At 74.6% G+C, this 19,681-nt stretch carries 13 protein-coding genes; 4 read left to right on the top strand and 9 right to left on the bottom strand.

The genetic code is table 11. The annotated features are described in order from the left end of the window. The first annotated feature begins 29 nt into the window (after nucleotides 1–29). The 3 genes from ACH4MY_RS19180 (at nucleotide 30) to ACH4MY_RS19170 (ending at nucleotide 5,124) form a co-directional block, all read left to right on the top strand. Entirely contained in the window at nucleotides 30–656 is a 627-nt protein-coding gene (locus tag ACH4MY_RS19180; RefSeq protein ID WP_398004471.1) for a YigZ family protein, read from the top strand. 245 nt (nucleotides 657–901) lie between these two features. Next, nucleotides 902–2,080: an exonuclease SbcCD subunit D gene (locus ACH4MY_RS19175; protein ID WP_398004468.1), complete on the top strand. Its 1,179-nt coding sequence runs from the start codon at nucleotides 902–904 to the stop codon at nucleotides 2,078–2,080. After that, a complete protein-coding gene (locus ACH4MY_RS19170; RefSeq protein WP_398004466.1) occupies nucleotides 2,077–5,124 on the top strand; it encodes an AAA family ATPase in 3,048 nt (1,015 codons plus the stop codon). Before ACH4MY_RS19175 ends, ACH4MY_RS19170 begins: the two co-directional genes overlap by 4 nt. On the opposite strand, the gene ACH4MY_RS19165 is transcribed toward ACH4MY_RS19170, so the two are convergent. From ACH4MY_RS19165 to ACH4MY_RS19155, 3 genes are all read right to left on the bottom strand, one after another. Continuing rightward, nucleotides 5,114–5,563: an Lrp/AsnC family transcriptional regulator gene (locus ACH4MY_RS19165; RefSeq protein WP_398004464.1), complete on the bottom strand. Its 450-nt coding sequence runs from the start codon at nucleotides 5,561–5,563 to the stop codon at nucleotides 5,114–5,116. The genes ACH4MY_RS19170 and ACH4MY_RS19165 overlap by 11 nt on opposite strands. Before the next feature lie 69 nt (nucleotides 5,564–5,632). Continuing rightward, on the bottom strand, nucleotides 5,633–7,336 hold the full coding sequence (locus tag ACH4MY_RS19160; protein WP_398004463.1) for a DUF885 domain-containing protein: 1,704 nt from the start codon (nucleotides 7,334–7,336) through the stop codon (nucleotides 5,633–5,635). 49 nt (nucleotides 7,337–7,385) lie between these two features. Further along, a complete protein-coding gene (locus ACH4MY_RS19155; protein WP_398004461.1) occupies nucleotides 7,386–7,883 on the bottom strand; it encodes an Lrp/AsnC family transcriptional regulator in 498 nt (165 codons plus the stop codon). 59 nt (nucleotides 7,884–7,942) lie between these two features. Between ACH4MY_RS19155 and ACH4MY_RS19150 the strand changes: the two genes are divergently transcribed. Next, entirely contained in the window at nucleotides 7,943–9,166 is a 1,224-nt protein-coding gene (locus ACH4MY_RS19150; RefSeq protein ID WP_398004459.1) for a trans-sulfuration enzyme family protein, read from the top strand. On the opposite strand, the gene ACH4MY_RS19145 is transcribed toward ACH4MY_RS19150, so the two are convergent. From ACH4MY_RS19145 to ACH4MY_RS19120, 6 genes are all read right to left on the bottom strand, one after another. Beyond that, entirely contained in the window at nucleotides 9,081–10,520 is a 1,440-nt protein-coding gene (locus tag ACH4MY_RS19145) for a GNAT family N-acetyltransferase (RefSeq protein WP_398004457.1), read from the bottom strand. The genes ACH4MY_RS19150 and ACH4MY_RS19145 overlap by 86 nt on opposite strands. A gap of 88 nt (nucleotides 10,521–10,608) precedes the next feature. Further along, nucleotides 10,609–13,443 (bottom strand): DUF6493 family protein, encoded by a 2,835-nt coding sequence (locus ACH4MY_RS19140; protein WP_398004455.1) that lies wholly within the window; start codon nucleotides 13,441–13,443, stop codon nucleotides 10,609–10,611. Between the two features lie 89 nt (nucleotides 13,444–13,532). Then, a complete protein-coding gene (locus ACH4MY_RS19135; protein WP_398004453.1) occupies nucleotides 13,533–14,906 on the bottom strand; it encodes an SWIM zinc finger family protein in 1,374 nt (457 codons plus the stop codon). A 143-nt stretch (nucleotides 14,907–15,049) separates the two neighbouring features. Then, complete coding sequence (locus ACH4MY_RS19130) at nucleotides 15,050–16,642, bottom strand: alkaline phosphatase D family protein (RefSeq protein ID WP_398004451.1); 1,593 nt, start codon at nucleotides 16,640–16,642, stop codon at nucleotides 15,050–15,052. Nucleotides 16,643–16,899: 257 nt separating this feature from the next. Then, entirely contained in the window at nucleotides 16,900–18,471 is a 1,572-nt protein-coding gene (locus ACH4MY_RS19125) for a PLP-dependent aminotransferase family protein (RefSeq protein WP_398004450.1), read from the bottom strand. A 69-nt stretch (nucleotides 18,472–18,540) separates the two neighbouring features. Then, complete coding sequence (locus tag ACH4MY_RS19120) at nucleotides 18,541–19,572, bottom strand: saccharopine dehydrogenase family protein (protein ID WP_398004448.1); 1,032 nt, start codon at nucleotides 19,570–19,572, stop codon at nucleotides 18,541–18,543. Nucleotides 19,573–19,681 lie beyond the last annotated feature (109 nt).

Here is a 19,681-nt window from a genome sequence, read left to right as displayed (position 1 = left end):
CGCGGCCCGCCGGAACGTAGGCTGGCCGGATGCAGGAGCAGTACCGGACACCGGCCCGCGAGGGCGTGCACGAGACCGAGATCAACCGCTCGCGCTTCCTCTGCGCGCTCGCGCCCGTCGCCGACGAGCGGGAGGCGCAGGAGTTCGTCGCGCGCATCCGCAGGGAGCACCCGACCGCCAGCCACAACTGCTTCGCGTACGTCCTCGGCGCCGACGCCTCCGTCCAGAAGGCGAGCGACGACGGCGAGCCCGGCGGCACGGCCGGCGTCCCCATGCTCCAGATGCTCCTGCGCCGCGAGATGCGGTACGTCGTCGCCGTCGTCACCCGCTACTACGGCGGGGTGAAGCTCGGCGCCGGCGGCCTCATCCGCGCCTACGGCGGGGTCGTCGGCGAGGCCCTCGACGCGCTCGGCACGGTGACCAGGCAGCGCTTCCGGCTCGCCACCGTCACCGTCGACCACCAGCGGGCGGGCAAGCTGGAGAACGACCTGCGGGCGACCGGGCGGGCCGTCCTCGACGTGCGGTACGCCGACGCCGTCACGATCGAGATCGGCCTCCCGGACTCGGACGTACCCGCCTTCCGCGCGTGGCTGGCCGACGCCACGGCGGGCAGCGCCTCGTTCGAACTCGGCGGCGAGGCGTACGGCGACGTGTGACGCGTCACACGTGACACCTGTGACACCTGAGGCGTGACGCGCGAGACCCGAAATCCTGGACGGGAGAGGCCCGGCCGAAGCCGTCCGCCCGGCGCACCCGGACCTCCGGCCACACGGCCCGTACCGCTCCCGGCCGCCTCTCCCGTACGGCTCCGACCACACCCCCCGGCGGGATAGCGTAGGAAGGCGCACACGAACGGGAACCAGTGGCGAGGAGCGGCGCACATGCGGGGTGGGACGGCATCGTGAGGCTCCTGCACACCTCGGACTGGCATCTCGGCCGGTCCTTCCACCGCGTCGGCCTCCTCGACGCCCAGGCCGCCTTCCTCGACCACCTCGTCGCGACGGTCCACGAGCACCGGGTGGACGCGCTCCTCGTCGCCGGGGACGTCTACGACCGGGCCGTGCCCCCGCTGTCCGCGGTCGAGCTCTTCGACACCGCCCTGCACCGCCTCGCGGAGGCCGGGGTGCCCACGGTCATGATCTCCGGCAACCACGACTCAGCCCGCCGCCTCGGCGTCGGCGCCGGACTCATCGAACGGGCCGGGATCCACCTCCGTACCGACCCCGCGGGCATCGGCACCCCCGTCGTCCTCACCGACACCCATGGCGACATCGCCCTCTACGGCCTCCCCTACCTCGAACCGGCGCTCGTCCGCGAGCAGCTCGGCGCCGCGAAGGCCGGTCACGAGGCCGTGCTCGCCGCCGCCATGGACCGGGTCCGGGCCGACCTCGCCGGGCGTCCCGCCGGCACCCGCTCCGTCGTCCTCGCCCACGCCTTCGTCGCCGGCGGCGCGGCCAGCGACAGCGAGCGGGACATCACCGTCGGCGGTGTCGCCGCCGTCCCCACCGGGATCTTCGACGGGGTCGACTACGTGGCGCTCGGGCACCTGCACGGCAGCCAGACCCTCACCCCGCGCGTGCGGTACTCCGGCTCCCCCCTCGCGTACTCCTTCTCCGAGGCGGACCACCGCAAGACGATGTGGCTCGTCGACCTGGGCGCGGCCGGTCCCGACGGGGCCATCACCGCCGCCGAACGCCTCGACTGCCCCGTCCCGCGGCCCCTCGCCCGGATCAGGGGGCGGCTGGACGACCTCCTCGCCGAGCCCGCCCTCACGCCGCACGAGCGGTCCTGGGTCGAGGCCACCCTCACCGACCCGGTGCGGCCGACGGACCCGATGGCCCGGCTCACCGCACGCTTCCCGCACACCCTGAACCTGGTCTTCGACCCCGACCGCGCCGACGCCGACGCGGGCGCCTCCTACGCCCAGCGGCTCCGGGACCGCACCGACCAGCAGATCGCGGAGGACTTCGTGGCCCATGTCCGCGGCGGCGCGGCCCTCGACGGGGCCGAACGGACCGTCCTGTACGGCGCCTTCGACGACGTACGGGTCGACACGGCCGAGCGCGAGGTGGGCCGATGAGGCTGCACCGCCTGGAGATCACCGCGTTCGGCCCCTTCGGCAGCACACAGACCGTCGACTTCGACGCCCTGTCCACCGCCGGGCTCTTCCTCCTCCACGGACCGACCGGCGCCGGCAAGACCTCCGTCCTGGACGCGGTCTGCTTCGCCCTGTACGGGAGCGTGCCCGGCGTCCGCCAGACGCCCGGCGCGTCCCTGCGCAGCGACCACGCCCCCGTCGGCACCTCCACCGAGGTCGTCCTCGAACTGACCGTGGGGGACCGGCGCCTGGAGATCACCCGGCGCCCGGCCCAGCAGCGCCCCAAGAAGCGCGGCGGCGGCCTCACCACCGAGAAGGCCCAGACCTGGCTGCGCGAGTACGACCCGGCCACGCGCGCGTGGAACGGCCTCAGCCGCTCCCACCAGGAGATCGGTGAGGAGATCACGCAGCTCGTCGGCATGAGCCGCGAGCAGTTCTGCCAGGTGGTCCTCCTCCCGCAGGGCGATTTCGCCCGCTTCCTGCGCGCCGACGCCGAAGCCCGGGGCAAGCTCCTCGGCCGGCTCTTCGACACCCGTCGCTTCGCCGCCGTCGAGGAACGCCTCGCCGAACTGCGCCGCGCGGCCCAGCAGCAGGTCGAGGAGGGGGACGAGCGGCTCCTCGCCCTCGCCCACCGGATGGGCCAGGCCGCCGGGGGCCTCGGCGTCGCCCGTACCTCCGTCGAGGGGCGGCCCGGCGACCCCGGGCTCGCCGACGCCGTCCTCACCTGGGCCGCCGTCGCCCGTACGGAGGCCCGCGAGGCACTCGACATCGCGCGCGTACGGCTCGACGCGGCGGAGCGCCGGCAGGGCGCCGCACGCGGCGCCCTCGACGCCGAGAACGACCTGGCCGCCCGTCAGGCCCGGCACGCCGACGCGCTCCTGCGCCACGAGCGGCTCACCGCCCACGCCCCCGAGCGCGACCGCCTCCAGGCCGCCCTCGACCGCAGCCTCAAGGCGGACCGGGTGGCCCCCGCGCTCGGACTGCGCGAGGACGCCGAGCGCGAGCACGCCACCGCGCACATCGCCCGGGAACGCTCCCGGGCCCAGCTGCCGCCCGACCTCGCCGACGCGGGGGCCGAGCACCTCTCCGCCCGCGAGCACCGGCTCCGCGAGGATCTCGGCGGTCTCGAGGCGGCCCGCCGCGCCGAGCGCCGTGCCGCCGCGGTCGCCGACGAGCGTGCCCTCCTCACGCGCGAGGCACGCGCCGACGACGAGGTCCTCCGGGACGCGGCCGACTGGCTCGCCGACTGGGAGGCCCGTCGGGGCGCGCTCACCGACCGGGTCGAGGCCGCGCGGGACGCCGCCGCCCGCGCCGAACACCTCGCGGGCCGCCTCGATCCCGCCCGCCGCAGGCTCGCCGCGGCCCGCCGCCGTGACGCGCTCGCCCAGGACACCCGGGCGGCCGAAGCCCGCCTCGCGGAAGCCCGCGAACGCCGGAACACCGCCCATGAGAGCTGGCTGGACGTCAAGTCCCGGCGTCTGGAGGGCATCGCCGCCGAACTCGCGGTCACCCTCAGCCCCGGCGACCCCTGCCAGGTCTGCGGCTCCACGGCCCACCCGGCGCCCGCCCGCACCACCGCGGGCCATGTCGACCGGGCCGCCGAGGACGCCGCCTACGCGGCCTACACCCGCGCCGAGGAGACCCGTACGGCCGCCGAACGCGAGCTGGCCGTCACCCACGAGTCCTGGTCCACGGCCCGCGCCGAGGTCCAGGCGGGCAGCACCTCGGAGGCGGCCGACGAGGCCGGGCCGAGCGTCGGCGAGCTGGCCCGCCAGGTCGAGGAGCTGAGCCGGCTCCACACCGAGGCGCACACGCTCGCCGGACAGACCCACACCGCGAGGGAGGCGCTCGCGCGCGCCGAGCGGGAGCACGAGGAGCGGGTCGGCGCCCAGCGGGAGGCCGAGCGGCGGGTCGCCGCACGGACCTCGCGGCGCGAGGCGCTGGACCGGGAGCAGAGCGCCCTCGACGAGGAACTCGCCCGGGGACGGGGCGCGTTCGCCAGCGTCGCCGAGCACGCCACCCGTCTGGAGCGGCGGATCGCACTCCTCGTCGACGCCGGCGGGGCCGTACGCTCCGCCGAACTCGCCGCCCAGCGGCTCAAGGAGGCCGACGACCGGCTCGCCGACGCCGCCTACCGGGCCGGTTTCGCCACCCCGGCCGAGGCCGCCGCCGCGCTGCTGCGCGAGGGCGAGCGCAGGGACCATCAGCAGCGCGTGGACGCCTGGCAGGCGGAGGCCGCCGCCGTCGCGGACCGGCTCGCCGAGCCCGGCACCGCTGCCGCCGCCGGCCTTCCGCCCGCCGACCCCGCCGCCGCGCAGACCGCCCACACGGCGGCCGAACGCGCCCTCCGCGAGGCCGGCGCCGTCCTCGCCGCCGCCGACGAGCGGGCCACCGGCCTCGCCGGGCTCTCCCGGCAGGCCGGCACCGAGGTCCGCCGGCTCGGGCCGCTCCGCGAGGAGTACGACCGGGTGGCCCGCCTCGCCGCGCTCACCGCCGGCACCTCCGCCGAGAACGAACGCCGGATGCGCCTGGAGTCGTACGTCCTCGCGGCCCGTCTCGAACAGGTCGCGGCAGCGGCCACCGCCCGCCTCCAGCGGATGTCCTCCGGCCGGTACACCCTCGTCCACTCCGACGCGCGCTCCGGAGGCAAGCGGGCCGGCCTCGGTCTGCACGTCGTCGACGCCTGGACCGGCAACGAGCGCGACACCGCCACACTCTCCGGCGGCGAGACCTTCTTCGCCTCCCTCGCCCTCGCCCTCGGCCTCGCCGACGTCGTCACGGACGAGGCGGGCGGCGTACGGCTCGACACCCTCTTCATCGACGAGGGCTTCGGCAGCCTCGACGAGCAGACGCTCGACGAGGTCCTCGACGTCCTCGACTCGCTGCGCGAGCGCGACCGCAGCGTCGGCATCGTCAGCCACGTCGGAGACCTGCGCCGCCGCATCCCGGCCCAGCTGGAGGTCGTCAAGGCACGGGACGGCTCCGCGGTGCGCCTGCGCACCGGCGCGGACGCGCTCAGCGGCTGAGCGAGCGCCGGGGGAGCGGTGAGGAGTAGACGACGCTCGTGGTCACAGAGCCCAGCGTGGCGATCTTCCCGGCGATCTCCTCCAGGTGCCTCATGGAGCGGGCGGCGACCTTGAGGACGAAGCAGTCGTCGCCGGTGACGTGGTGCGCCTCCAGCACCTCCCGCGTGTGGTCGAGCAGGTCGTGGAACGGCTTGTAGTTGCCGTGCGGGTAGCGGAGCCGTACGAACGCGAGGATCGGCAGCCCGAGGAGGTCCTGGTCGACGATCGCCGTGTATCCGGCGATGACCCCGGCCTCCTCCAGACGCCGCACCCGTTCGGTCACCGCGGACGGGGACATCGACACGGTGCGGGCGAGCTCGGCGAAGCTGGCACGGCCCTCGGACTGGAGGGCTTCGAGGATGCGCCAGTCGGTGGCGTCGGGGGTGTACTCGGTGGTCATACAGCACAGATAGCAGGGGATTCCCCGGCCGATCAAGTGTTCGGCCGGGGAATCTCGGCCCCGGTGGGCTCAGAGGCGGGAGAGCTCGTCGACCAGATCGTCCAGGCCGAGCGGGCCCTGCGAGAGGGCCGCCATGTGCCAGGCCTTCGCGTCGAACGCCTCTCCGTGCGCCGCCCGCGCCTTGGCGCGGCCGAGCAGCCAGGCGCGCTCGCCCAGCTTGTAACCGATGGCCTGGCCCGGCATCGACAGATAGCGGGTCATCTCGCTCTCCACGAAGGACGGCGGGCGGCTGCTGTGCCGCTGGAAGAACTCCTGGGCCAGCTCCGGGGTCCACCGCTCGCCCGGGTGGAACGGCGAGTCGGCCGGGATCTCCAGACCCAGGTGCATGCCGATGTCCACGATCACCCGACACGCACGCATCATCTGCCCGTCGAGGTAGCCGAGACGCCGTTCCGCGTCGGGCAGGAAGCCGAGCTCGTCCATCAGACGCTCCGCGTAGAGCGCCCAGCCCTCCATGTTGGCGCTGACCTTGCCGATGGTCGCCTGGTAGCGGGAGAGCCGGTCGGCGACGTGCACCCACTGCGCGACCTGGAGGTGGTGGCCGGGCACGCCCTCGTGGTACCAGGTCGACACCAGGTCGTAGACCGGGAAGCGGGTCGTCCCGTCCACCGGCAGCCAGGTGCGGCCGGGGCGCGAGAAGTCCTCGGACGGGCCGGTGTAGTACGGCGCGGCGGCGCCGCCCGGCGGGGCGATCCGGGACTCCACCCGGCGTACCCGGTCGGCCAGTTCGAAGTGGGTGCCGTCGAGGGCCTCGATGGCCTCGTCCATGAGCCCCTGGAGCCAGGCCCGGACCTCGTCCACGCCTTCGATGTGCGTGCCGTGCTCGTCGAGGTGGGCGAGCGCCTCCCAGGGGTCGGCGCCCGGCAGGATCCGCTCGGCCTCGGTCCGCATCTCGCCGAGCAGCCGGTGGTACTCGGTCCAGCCGTACGCGTACGCCTGGTCGAGGTCCAGGTCGGTGCCGTTGAAGTAGCGGGTCCAGCGCTGGTAGCGCTCCCGCCCCACCGTGTCCGGGGCGCCCGCGACGGCGGGGGCGTACACGTCCCGCATCCAGTCCCGCAGCGCCACGACGGCCTCGGTGGCGCCCCGTCCCGCCTTCGCGAGTCCGGCCCGCAGGTCCTCGGGCAGGGTGTCGGGGCCCGCGGCGGCGAACTCCTCGAACCAGCCCGGCTTTCCGCCGTCCACGCCCGCCCACTCGGTGAGCTGATCGACGAAGGTGGCGGTGGGGCGCGGTCCGCCGAACAGCTTGCGATCGAGGCCGAGCGCGAGCGAGGAGCGGTAGCCCTCCAGGGCGCCGGGAACGGCGCGCAGCCGGGAGGCGACCGCCGTCCAGTCCTCCTCGGTCTCCGTCGGCATCACGGTGAACACGATCCGCACGCTGTGCGCGGGCGAACGCATGTTGCTGACCGCGCAGAGGCTCTCCTCGGCATCGTGCACGGCGAGTTCCGCCGTCAGGCGCTCCCGCAGCAGCCTCGCGCAGCGCTGTTCGGCCTCGCTGCCGGCCCCCGGGGCGCGCTCCGCCTCGTCGAGCCGGGCGAGCGTACGGCGTGCGAGGCCGGCCACGGCCGCCTGGCCGGCGGGCGAGAAGTCGGGCAGCAGTCCGGCGCTCTCCTTGACTCCCAGGTACGTACCGATGATCGGGTCGAGGGCGATGAGTGCGTCGACGTGTTCGTCGGCGACCTGGCGGGGCAGCGGGCTGCTGGAAGTCTCTGGCATGGGGGCCATCCTGGCGCGTCCGGCGGGCCCGCGTCACCCTCGTCCGGCCTCAGTCGGCTGACATGGAGGGGCTCGCCGAGGGCGGCAGAAGAGGGCCGCATTCCCACTGCTGGAAGATCAGCCGGGTCTCGACGCGCGCGACCTCGCGACGCGAGGTGAACTCGTCGAGCACGAGTCGCTGCAGGTCGGCGGGGTCCGCGACGGCCACGTGCACCAGGTAGTCGTCGGGTCCCGTCAGATGGAAGAGCGCCCGGGACTCGGGGAGGGCCCGGATCCGGTCGACGAACGGACCGATCAGTTCCCGCCGGTGCGGGCGGACCTGGACGAGAAGGAGCGCTTCCAGTCCACGGCCGAGTTTGGCCGGATCCAGTCGTAGCTCGTGTCCGAGGATCACGCCCGTGCGCCGTAGTCGTGCGACACGGTCCAGGCAGGTGGACGGCGCCACACCGACCTCGGCGGCGAGTTCGCGGTAGGTGGTCCGGGCGTCGTTCTGCAGGAGGCGAAGAATGTGCAGATCGACCGCGTCCAGTACGACAGAATCGGCCATCTGGCGAACGTAGCACGGCGATTTCCCGCTACTTCCCGGTATCCGTTCACAGTGCCGCCATGGACGCCATGGACTACGGCCCCTCGGCCACCCCGAGGGCCCTCGCCACCGAAGCCGTGCACGCCGGCCGCGAAGACCTCGCCTCGCTCGGTCTGCACGCCCCGCCGCTCGACCTGTCCACCACCTACCCCTCGTACGACGCCCGGGCGGAGGCCGCCCGCATCGACGAGTTCGCCACCACCGGCGCCCGGCTCGACGGCCCGCCCGTCTACGCCCGGCTCGACAACCCCACCGTCGCCCGCTTCGAGGAGGCCCTCGCCCGCCTCGAGGGCGCCGAGGCCGGAGTCGCCTTCGCCAGCGGCATGGCGGCCCTCACCGCCGTCCTCCTCGCCCGGGCGAGTCAGGGCCTGCGCCATGTGGTCGCGGTCCGCCCGCTGTACGGCTGCAGCGACCATCTCCTCGACGCCGGTCTGCTCGGCACCGAGGTGACCTGGACCGACCCGGCGGGCGTCGCCGACGCGATACGGCCCGACACCGGCCTGGTCATGGTGGAGTCCCCCGCCAACCCGACCCTCGCCGAGGCGGACATCCGCGCCCTCGCCCACTCCTGCGGCTCCGTGCCGCTCCTGGTCGACAACACCTTCGCCACGCCCGTGCTCCAGCGGCCCGTCGAACAGGGCGCCCGCATCGTGCTGCACAGCGCGACCAAGTACCTGGGCGGACACGGCGACGTCATGGGCGGGATCGTCGCCTGCGACGAGGAGTTCGCCCGCACCCTCCGCCAGGTCCGCTTCGCCACCGGCGGAGTGCTCCACCCGCTCGCCGGCTACCTGCTGCTGCGCGGTCTCTCCACCCTGCCGGTACGGGTGCGGGCGGCCTCCGGGACGGCGGCGGAGCTCGTACGGCGGCTCGCCACCGACCCCCGGATCGCGCGGGTCCACTACCCCCGGATCGGCGGCGCGATGATCGCCTTCGAGGTGTACGGCGACCCGCACGACGTCATCGCCGGCGTCCGGCTCATCACGCCCGCCGTCAGCCTCGGCAGCGTCGACACCCTCATCCAGCACCCGGCCTCCATCAGCCACCGCATCGTGGCCGAGGGAGACCGCCGCTCGTCGGGCGTCAGCGACCGGCTCCTGCGGATGTCGGTCGGTCTCGAGGACGTCGAGGACCTGTGGCGGGACCTGACCCAGGCGCTCAGCGCTCCGCCCGCCGGATCCCTTCGTGCTGTTCCTGCTGCGGACGGGCGGCCGGCCGAGGTGCCGAGGCCAGTCGCGCGGTGATCACCAGGGTGCCCTCCTCGATCTGGTAGTCGAGGGGCAGGCTGAGGGCCCGCATCGCGGCCACCATCCCGGTGTTGGACGACTGCGTCACGGCGTACACGCTCGCGCAGCCGGCCTCCTCGGCCATCGCGACCAGCCGGCCGAGGAGCTCGGAGCCGATGCCGCGCCGCTGCCAGTCGTCCTCCACCATCAGCGCGACCTCCGTCTCGTCGCCGTCCCAGAGCAGATGCCCGAGGGCGACGAGACGGCCGGAGGTCGTCTGCACGGCGAGGGTGCGCCCGAAGCGCGGGCTGAGCAGATGGTCGAGGTAGCGGTCGGCGTCACCGACCGGGCCGTGGTAGCGCAGGCCCAGCGTGCGGGCCGAGCAGCGGTCGTGCATCGCGCGCGCGGCGGGCAGATCGCGCTGGTCGGCGCGGCGCACGGTGATCTCGTTGCCCTCGGGCAGGGTCAGCACGTCCTGGCTGTGCGGGACACGCGGGCCGAGCCGGGCGTCGAGCTCGACGAGGGCACGGGCGCGGGCGAACTCGGTCGGGGTGAAGGGAAGGTAGGGCCGCTCCACGATCAGCGTGCCGCCGTTGGGGTCACGCAGCCGCATCACGGTCTCCTCCAGGACGCCCTCGACCGGGGCGTGTTCGCCGGTGGGGCGGCCGGTGAGCGAGACGGCGGGCACCGAGTGCAGGGTGCAGCGGCCGAGGAGCTGGCGCAGCGCCAGCGGCAGTTCGGCCGCGTCGAGGGCGGTACGGGTGGCCAGACCGAGGACCCGGGTCGGGGTGTCCACCAGGTCGTGGGCGTCGGCCCGCTCGGTCCAGGTGTCCCGGCCGCCGGCCGCCGCCGTCTCCCGGGCGAGGGCGTGCGCGGAGAGACCGGCGGGAGCCCGCAGCAGGAACTCGTCGACCGTGCCGTCGGCGAGCGGATGCGTCTGGAGGGTGAGGATGTCCACGCCCAGACGGGCGAGGACCGTGCACAGGGCGGCGAGGCTGCCCGGCGTGTCCGCGACGGTGGTCCGCATCCGCCACAGCGTGGTCTCGACGGGTACCCCCGGCTCCTCCTCAGGGTGTTCGACGGGGGCCGAACCGGCGGAGACGGTCACGGAGGCGGGCCCGCCGGTGTCACCGGCGGGCGGATGATGGCTCGCATGGGTATGCCTCCGCGCCCACCAGGTGTGGAAGCCCGCGGTGGCGGCCAGCGCGATCGCCGAGAACACCAGGAGGTAGTGGCCGTCGGGCCCCTTGGCGATGGTCTTGGCGATCGTGTCGGCCACCACCACGGCGGTGAACAGGGCGGCGAGTTCGATCAGGTCGTGCCGCCAGTGGTGCGGACGGCGGGTGCTCTTCGAGGACGTCACATCGGTCATGACCTCACTGTGACCCAGCGGTGTTGCGTGATCACGAACGCTTTGTGACTGACGGGTTAAGCGCCCATCTGGCGGCTTAAAGAATGATTCAGACCGTTTCTGTCAGGGGTTGACCGGTCCCCTGGCGGAGTGCGCTCGACAGCCGTCCGGCCTGCACCACCAGCTGCGAGGAACCCCGCCCCGAGGCCAGGGTGTCGAGCCCGGCCACCCGATCGCCCGCCCCGCACCGCTCCACGCAGTCCGCCGCGACCGCGAGCACCTCGCCGAGCCCGCGCACCGGCTTCGGCGCGCCGAGGAGCCCGGGAAGCATCGCCGCGAGAACGGCCCAGACCGTGCCGTACGCCCCGGTGGCGGCCGCCGTCCGGGCCGCGTCCGCCACCCGGTTCGGCTTGACCGAACCCTCCATGATCAGCGACGCCAGCTCCGTGCCGAGCAGACGGGCGTCCAGCTCGCCCCGGGACGCCAGGACGAGCACCGCGTCCACCGCGCGCAGCCGGTCGTCGGCGTCCACGCAGCCGAGACCGAACGCCAGGGCCAGATGGACCGCCCGGCCGACCGGGCCCTCCGTCTCGGCCAGCGCGATGAGGGGTTCGGCCGCGCCGCGCTGGTCCCCTTCGAGGCAGCCCGCGAGCGTCGGCAGGAGACAGGCCGCGAGCACCTCACGGTCCGCGGGCAGCACCGAGGACCACTGCGCGCGGTTCTCCACCCAGTGGTAGCAGCGGCGCGGGGTCGCCTCCAGGGCACCGCCCAGCCACTGGAAGGCGGGCGGCAGCTCCTCTCGCGCCATCGGACGCCCGCCGACCTCGCCCCCGGTCTCTTCGACCCCGGTTCCGGCTCCGGTCCCGATCCCGACCACGAGCCGGTCGATCAGCCACCACCTCTGCACGGTCCTGTCCTCGTCCCGCCGCAGGAACCGCACCGACGCCCCCACGGACACCTCCTCCCGGAGCCGGGCGGCGAGCCGCCCGCCGGCCGGGGTGCCGAGCGCCGCCGCCTCCGCGGCCGCCCGCTCCGCCGACGGGTCGGCCCGCCGCACCCGGACGAGGGCCTGGGCGAGATCGGCCGGAGCGGGCTCGACGCCCGCGTCCCGGTACTCCCGCAGCCGCTCCACCAGCACCGGCGGGTCGATGCCGCCGGAGTGCCAGGTCGGTGTGGCCAGCAGGAACGGCAGCGCGTCCGTGCCGATGAGATCGGCGGCCTCCCACAGCCTGGCGTCGAGAACTCCGGACAGGGCCTGGTGAAGACAGTGGTCCGCACCGTGTCCCCTCGTCCGGCCCAGGTCGACGAGCGCCTGGTTCAGCAGACCGAGCAGCCCCCCGAGCACCACGTGGACCCCGTGGGTGTGGTGCGTGAAGTAGTGGGTCTCCTGCTCCCACCGGGGCCAGGGGAAGGCCTCCCGCACCGCCTCGGCCAGCGCCGCCCGGTCCCGGTGCGCGAGACGCACCAGCCCGTCGAGCGCCCGCTCGAACGCCACGGGCTCCTCGGAGAGCCCCCGCACCACCAGCTCCTCGACCAGCGCCTCCACCGTCGTCGCCGGGGGCGCCACCCGCTGCGGCTCGGGCACCGGCGGGAGGATCTCCTCGTACGCGGCCCCGGCGGGCTCCTCCAGGGCGTCGCCGAACAGCCCCTCGGCGGCCTGCCGATGGGTGGCGCTCAGCAGCCCGGCCGCCTCGGCCAGCTCGTGCCGCACCTCCGGCTCCACGGCGGACAGATGACGGCCCACCAGTGTGAGAGCCCGCTCCTGGATGCTGGTGTCCTCGTGCCCGAAGGCCTCCGTGACGGCGGGCAGCAGCTCCCCGGCCGCGCCGGGCTCCGCCGCGAGCACCTTGCCGACCAGCGCCAACTGGGCCCGTACGAGCTTCTTCTCGGTACGGAAGAGGACCCCGCTCGTCATCTCGGCCAGCGCCCCGACCGGCAGCACCCCTGCCGAGGCGAGCTCCGTCAGGACGTCCTGGGCGTACCCGGCGACGAGCGACGGGGCGTCGGCCGCGATGCCGGTCCAGTCGGGGATCCGCTCCCGCAGCTCGTCCGTGTCCGGCGCCAGGAGCCGCACCGTCTCCAGCGGGAGACGGAGGTTCCTGACGGGTCCGCCGCGCAGCAGCCGGGACACACAGAGGTCGAGGACCTGGTCACGGTCCAGGACGCCTTCCGCGACGAGCGTCCGCAGGGCCGAGGGCCAGTGCGTCGGCGCGTCGGGACGGACCGACCGGGTCAGCCGCTCGGGGGCCTCGGCCATCGCGAGGGCGTGTGCCACCAGGACCGGTGTCTGCGAGTCCTCCCGGAGCCGCTCCACGAGCCGCGCGTCGGTGATGTGCCAGGTCCAGCCGGTGACGTAGCCGTCCGTCGGCGGGACCGTGTACCCGCAGCGTGCCATGAGCCCGCGGAGCAGCGAGTATCTGTTCTCCGCGACGGCCCGACGCCCGGCCAGGCGGCCCGCCAGATCCGCCACCCACTCGGGGTCCCGCTCGCCGAGCGCCGCGAGGGCGGTGGCGCCGTCGCTCTCCCACACCAGCAGGTCACGTGCGCCCAGCCAGCTCGCGGCCGCCGCGGCCCCCGTCAGACAGCCGGCTCCCGCCACGTACAGCGCGCTGCGGACACGGTTCGCCGGACCCGCGAGCATCGACTCCCGGTCACTGGCGCCGGCGCGCATCTCGGCGCGCAGCGCCTTCAGCCTGCCGAGCGCGACCTTGCGCGCGGCGGCGTCCAAGGGCTCCAGGAGCGCGGGGACCTCGTCGGTCCGCCCCGCCCGGACCGCTTCGAGCAGCCGGTCGACCCCGGAGCCGTCCTCCCCGCCGACGCCCGGGCCCACCGCCGTGTCGCTCGCCGCCCCGTCCACAGCCCCGTCCGCCGGCCCGTCCGCGGTCCTGTCCACTGCCGCTGTCACCGTGCCGCCCTCCATGCCGCTCCCCATACCGTCACCCATGCCGACCCCCACGTCCTTCCGCGTACCGTTCTCCACGCCGTCCCCCATCCCGCTCGCCGTGCCCCGCCCGGTCGACGGGGAGCCCGTCGTCACGCTGCCCCGGCGGCGGCCGTCGCACCCCGGCGGACCATCCGGACCGCGAGGGCGTGCTTGCACGGCCCCCGCCGTCCCCGGTGGTCCGCCCACCAGAGGCAGGTGCAGCTCAGCACCCCGTCCGATTCCCGCACCCGGTAGCGCCGATCGCCCGAGACCACCGTCGCCAGATCACCGTCGAGCTCCACCGCGCCTTTCGCGACCAGCCGACGGGCGCTCATCAGACGCGGATTGTGCCGCTCGGCACGGTCCGCGTCGTAAGGCAGCTCGCGATGGAAGTACGCCGCGTCCGCCACGTCGTATCCCACCCGGCCCGCCGTGCCGAGCCGTGTCAGCGCCGCCCGCACCCGGTCGACGGTGAGACCGGCCTGTGCCGCGAGATCGGCCGGATCGACGCGCGGCTCCCAGGCCAGGAGGACCGAGACCAGCTCGGCGTCCTCCGCCGCGTCCTCCGTCGCCAGGGCTTCCAAGACCCCGCCCTCGCCGGAGAACCCCCGTGCCGGATCGGGCGACAGCGTCAGCGTGAGCCGCATACCCGGCAGGGTCACCTCCCAGGCGTTCGCCGTCGGCAGGGTGCCGTCCGGCACGGGGCCGTACACCCGGAGCCCCGTGGCGTACCGCAGGACCCGCTCCAGGGCGGCGAGCCGGTCGGGCCCCGGCAGGCACACGGCACCCGCACCCGGCCGGGTCGTGGGCCGCAGGGTCCGGCCGGACTGTGCGACCCACAGCGGAGCGCGCCCCCTGGACCGGTCGCGCGGCAGGGACCGCAGGAACCGGACGGCCTCGGCCCCGCTCAGACCGGCCCGCGGATCGAACCTCGCCGAGGCGACCTGCGCCTCGGCGAAGCCCCGCAGCCAGCGGTCCGGCAGCGGGACCCTCTTCTCCACGACCGCCCCCGCGAGCGTGGTCACCGCCATCTCCTCGGGGCCCACCCGCAGATGCAGCGGATCGTCCCCGGTCATCCGCGACAGTGCCTCGCGCAGCGGGTCGTTGACGTCGACGTTGGTGGTGCCGTGCCCCGTCTCCGTACCCCCGAGTCCCTCGTCCAGCACGTCCAGGCGCGCGTACACCCCGCCGCAGCCGGAGAAGGACTCGAACCGCAGCCGGTCCCCGTTCCCCGTCACCACCGGATCCAGCGACCCGGGCCGCGTCTGCCGGTCGTAGCGGGCCGCGGCCACGTCGGCGACCGCGAGCAGCCCGCCCGCCGCGATCCGCGGCGAGGCCAGGAAGCCGGAGAAGAAGCGGGGGTGGGCCTCGGCCCCCCGGGGCGTGAGACCTCCGGCCGTCTCCAGCCCGAGCCGCCGGCCGGAGCCCGTGGACTCCAGCGCGGACGGGCGGACGTAGGCGAGCGCCTGTACGGATCGCGTCATGAGAACGACGTTAGGACCCGGCACTGACAATCACCCGGGCCGCGGTCCCGTACGAGCCCCGCCGTGGCCCCGTACGAGCCCCGCCACCGTCCTGCGTCACGCTCGCGGCAGCCCCGCACCGCCCCTGACCAGGGGCAGCGGCGTCACTGCCCGACGTGCCCCGGCCTCAGCGCCTTGCTGAACAGCACGGTCCCGCCTTCCGCCCGCAGACGCACGGTCAGCTCCCCGCTGTGGCCGTCGATGTCGACCTCCCCGAAGTACTGCGGGCTCTCCATCGGAGAAAGGTTCCCCCGCTCCGGCGCCCGTACGAACACCCGCTCCGGGCCGAAGGTCGCGTCGAGCGCGTTCGCCGGGAAGCCGCCCGCCGCGAGCGGCCCGGACACGAACTCCCAGAAGGGCGCGAAGTCCTGGAAGGCCGCCCGCTCAGGCGCGTAGTGCTGCGCCGAGGTGTAGTGCACGTCGGCCGTCAGCCACAGCGTGCCGGTGATCCGCCGGTGCTTGACGAACCGCAGCAGCTCGGCGATCTGGAGCTCGCGGCCCAGCGGACCGCCGGGGTCGCCCTGGGCGATCGCCTCGATGTTCGCCGCGCCGTCCGGCACGACCAGGCCGAGCGGCATGTCCGCCGCGAGCACCTTCCACACCGCCGTGGACGCGGCCAGCTCCCGCTTGAGCCAGGCCAGCTGCTCGGCGCCGAGGATGCCGGTGGTGTCGTCGGCCTGCCGGCCGGGGGAGTTGGCGTTGCGGTACGAGCGCATGTCGAGGACGAACACGTCGAGCAGCGGCCCGTACCGGACCACCCGGTGCATCCGGCGCTCGCGACCGCCACCGCGCGCGTGGAGGGTGGACACCGGCGTGTACTCGCCGAAGGCACGCAGCGCACGCGCGGCCAGGACGTCGACGTCCTTCTCCGTGTAGCGCGCGTCGTCCAGGATCTGGCCCGGGTACCAGTTGTTCCGCACCTCGTGGTCGTCCCACTGCACCACCGACGGCACCTGTGCGTTGAACGCCCGGACGTTGTGGTCGAGGAGGTTGTAGCGGAAGTTGCCCCGGTACTCGTCGAGCGTCTCCGCGACCTTCGACTTCTCCGGGGTCGTGACGTTCCGCCAGATCCGCCCGTCGGGCAGCGTCACGCTCGGCTGGATCACCCCGTCGGCGTAGATCGAGTCGCCACTGCACAGGAAGAAGTCCGGGTCGAGTCGGCGCATCTCCTCGTACGCCCGGAAGCCGCCGATGTCCGGGTTGATGCCCCAGCCCTGCCCGGCGATGTCCCCCGACCAGAGGAACCGGACCCCGTCACGGCGCCGGTCGGGGGCGGTACGGAAGGTGCCGACGACCGGCTCGCCCGTCCGGCGCGGATCGTCCGGGTCCGCGAGGGTGACCCGGTAGTGGATCTGCTCGCCGGCCGGCAGCCCGCGCAGGGAGGCGGTGCCGGTGAAGTCCGTGCCCGCGCCGATCAGCGGTCCGTGATGGCGGCGCACCCGCCGGAACGACTCGCTCGCCGAGGTCTCGACGACCATGCGCGCCGGCCGGTCCGAGCGCACCCACACCAGCCCGGAGGACGCCGTGACGTCGCCCGTCTGCACACCCCACGCGGCGCGGGGCCGACCCGACAGCGCGAACGCCGGGGCGGCGAGACCGGTGCCGCCGAGGGTCAGCGCCGCCGAGGCGGCCAGCGAGCCGCGCAGCACGCTGCGACGGGCGGGGGAAGGGGAACTGCCGGGTACGGACTGGGACATGGAAGGGCCTCCGAGGCGTTGTCCGGGCGGGGGCGGTGCGTCGCCCATGCCTAACGGCCGGGGACGGCGCCCACACGAACCCCGCGTGAACAGATCGTCCGCGACGGGCCGCGGACACCACTGCCGCCACCCCGGATCCCGTGTGAACGGATCCCCCCGGCCGCCCCTGCCCCCGTGTGAACAGGTCGCTTCCGGCTGTCCCGAACCCCGTGTGTGAACGGATCACCCCCGGCCGTCCCGACCGGCGTGTGAACCGATCACTCGCTGCCGAACGCCTCCGCCACCAGCCTGATCCCGGCCGCCACGGCCGACGGCGCCAGATGCGCGTACCCGATGACCAGCCGTACGTCCCCGTCCGCGGGGCGCGCCGTGCCGTACTCCTCCAGCGGCCGCAGCGCCACCCCGGCCTCCGCCGCCCGCGCGAGGAACCGCTCCGGCGGCCCGTAACGCCCCGGTACGCGCGCGATGACGTGCAGTCCGGCCGCGATACCGCTCACCCGGGTCCCCGGCAGATGTTCCGCGAGGGCGGCGAGCAGCACGTCCCGCCTTTCCCGGTAGGCCCGTTGGCAGCGGCGCAGCTGCCGGTCGTACCCGCCCCGCGTCACGAACTCCGCGAGTACGGCCTGGTCGAGTACGGGATTGCCGAGGTCCATCGTGCGCTTCCGCTCGACGACCTCGCCGAGCAGCGCCTCGGGGACGAGCATCCAGCCGAGCCGCAGACCGGGTGCCAGCGACTTGCTGACCGAGCCCGCGTAGACGACCCGCTCCGGATCGAGACCCTGGAGCGCGCCCACGGGCGCCCGGTCGTAACGGAAGTCGCCGTCGTAGTCGTCCTCCAGGACGTATCCGTCCACCGACCGCGCCCAGTCGAGGAGCGCGGCACGGCGCTCCGCCGACCAGCTGATCCCGGACGGGAACTGGTGCGAGGGCGTCACGACCACGGCCCGGACCCCGGAGGCGGCCAGCGGCTCCGGCCGCAGCCCCGCCTCGTCGAGCGGCAGCCACACCGTGTCCAGACCCGTCGAGGCGAACAGCCGCCCGTGCTCCGGGCTGCCGGGGTCCTCGATGCCGACCGAGTCGAGTCCCCGCGCCCGCAGGACGAAGCCGAGCAGCGTCGACGCCTGCGCCACTCCCGAACAGACCACGAGCCGCTCCGGGTCGGCCACCACACCCCGACGTCTGGTCAGCATCCCCGCGAGGGCCTCCCTCAGTTCGGGCAGCCCCCGCGGATCCGGGTACCCGAGCTCAGGGTGGGTCAGCCGTGCCAGGACGGCGCGTTGCGCCGCGGACCAGGCGGCCCTGGGGAAGAGCGACAGATCGGGGGTCCCGGGGCGGAAGTCCACGTGGATGACGCCGCGCCCGCCCGTTCCCGGCCCGTGACCGGCCCGCGCGTGCGCCGCCGCAGCCGGGTCTCGGGCGTCTCCACGCGCGTGTACCGCCGTGTCTCCACCTCGGGCGTCCCCGCGCGCGCGTACCGCCGTGTCTCCGCCGGGGGCGTTCCCTAGCGCGTGCGCCCCCGTGACCCCACCGCGGGCGTCCCCCCGCGCGTGCGTCCCCCTCGCCGCGTCGCCCACCCATGTGCCCGAACCCCGGTCGCTGCGCAGATACCCCTCGGCGGTGAGCTGTTCGTACGCCTCGGTGACGAGGCCCCGGGAGACACCGAGGTCGGCCGCGAGCGCGCGGGTCGACGGCAGCCGGGTCCCGGCGGCGAGCCGCCCCGAGCGCACCGCCTCGCGAAGGGCCTCCTGGAGCGCCCGGCCACGTCCCCGGGCCGGGGCCCCGGCCGCGGGCAGAAGCAACTCCCAGGCGGCCTGCCCGTGGCTCCCCATGCGGTGTGGCCCTTCCTGCGGTGCGTCCGGTTCCGCGACCTGTCCGGTCGGGACCATCATGCTCCTCCGTTACAGCTGTACTTCCAGCGACAGGTGCGCGGACAGCGCGCGCAGGAAGTCGGGCGCGTCGAAGAGCTCGCCGGCCGAGGCGACGCCCGTCGTCCGCGTGCGGCCGGTGAGGATCCGGTGCACGGCCTCGACGGCGAGCGGAGCGGTGACGGCGTAGATGTCCTGTCCGACGGCGACGGCCCGTCGTTCCGCGTCGCCGGAGCGTACGACGACGTCGACGAGGAAGGTCTGGGCGGACCGGCCGCGCTCGTCGACCGCGGTGGGTGCCGTCGCGTCCGGCGCCGACAGGTCCTGGGCGGCGTCGACCGCCATGTAGGTGCGTACCTCGGGCACCGCCAGGTGGCTGGGGATGGTGACGACGTCGGCCATCGTGAACTCGCCGATGACGGGGCGGGTGCCCATCGGGGCGGGGAAGGGCCACTCCAGGACCGAGAACGCGTCGTCGTGGTACTCCAGGCGCCCCTTCGTGTAGCGGACGTGCCGGCCGTTCCGGCGTTCCCGGGAGACCTTGCCCGCGGCGAGGGTTCCGGCCGTGGGGTGCCAACTGCTCAGTCCGTACGCGACATGCGCCTCGTCGGCGGTCGTCCAGTCGCCCATCGCCGTGGTGGCCAGCAGGTCGCCGAGGCCTCCGTAGAAGGCCATCGCGGGGACGATCACCGTTCCCGCGGCGCGGGCCCGGTCCGCGAAGTGGGCGAAGGTGTCGACGTTGGCCTCGATCTCGGCCGCGACGTCCACGTACGGGATTCCGGCGCGCAGTGCCGCCTCGATCACCGGCGCGGCGGTCACGGCGAAGGGTCCGGCGCAGTTGACGACCGCCGCGGTGCCGGCCAGCGCGCGGTCGAGCGCGTCCGGGTCGTCGACCGACGCGGGCCGTACGTCGAGCCCCCGGTGGGCCGCCGCGAGGGTCCGGAGCCTGTCCTCGTCGCGGCCGGAGAGCACCGGGACGAACCCTCGGTCGAGCAACTCCGCCACCACGAACCGCCCGGTGTGTCCGTAGGCGCCGAACACCGCCACCGTGAGCCCCGTTTCCATGACTTCTCCCTGTTCCCGTTCCCGACGTTCTCGTGTGATCGGCGCAGCCGCGTGCCCGGCCCGTGCCGTCCGTTCCGGCTGCTCCGTGGCACCCGGCTGCTCCGATGTC

This window comes from Streptomyces sp. NPDC017246, assembly GCF_044331325.1.
Classification (GTDB): Bacteria; Actinomycetota; Actinomycetes; order Streptomycetales; family Streptomycetaceae; genus Streptomyces.
This window is presented reverse-complemented; position numbering and strand designations above follow the sequence as displayed.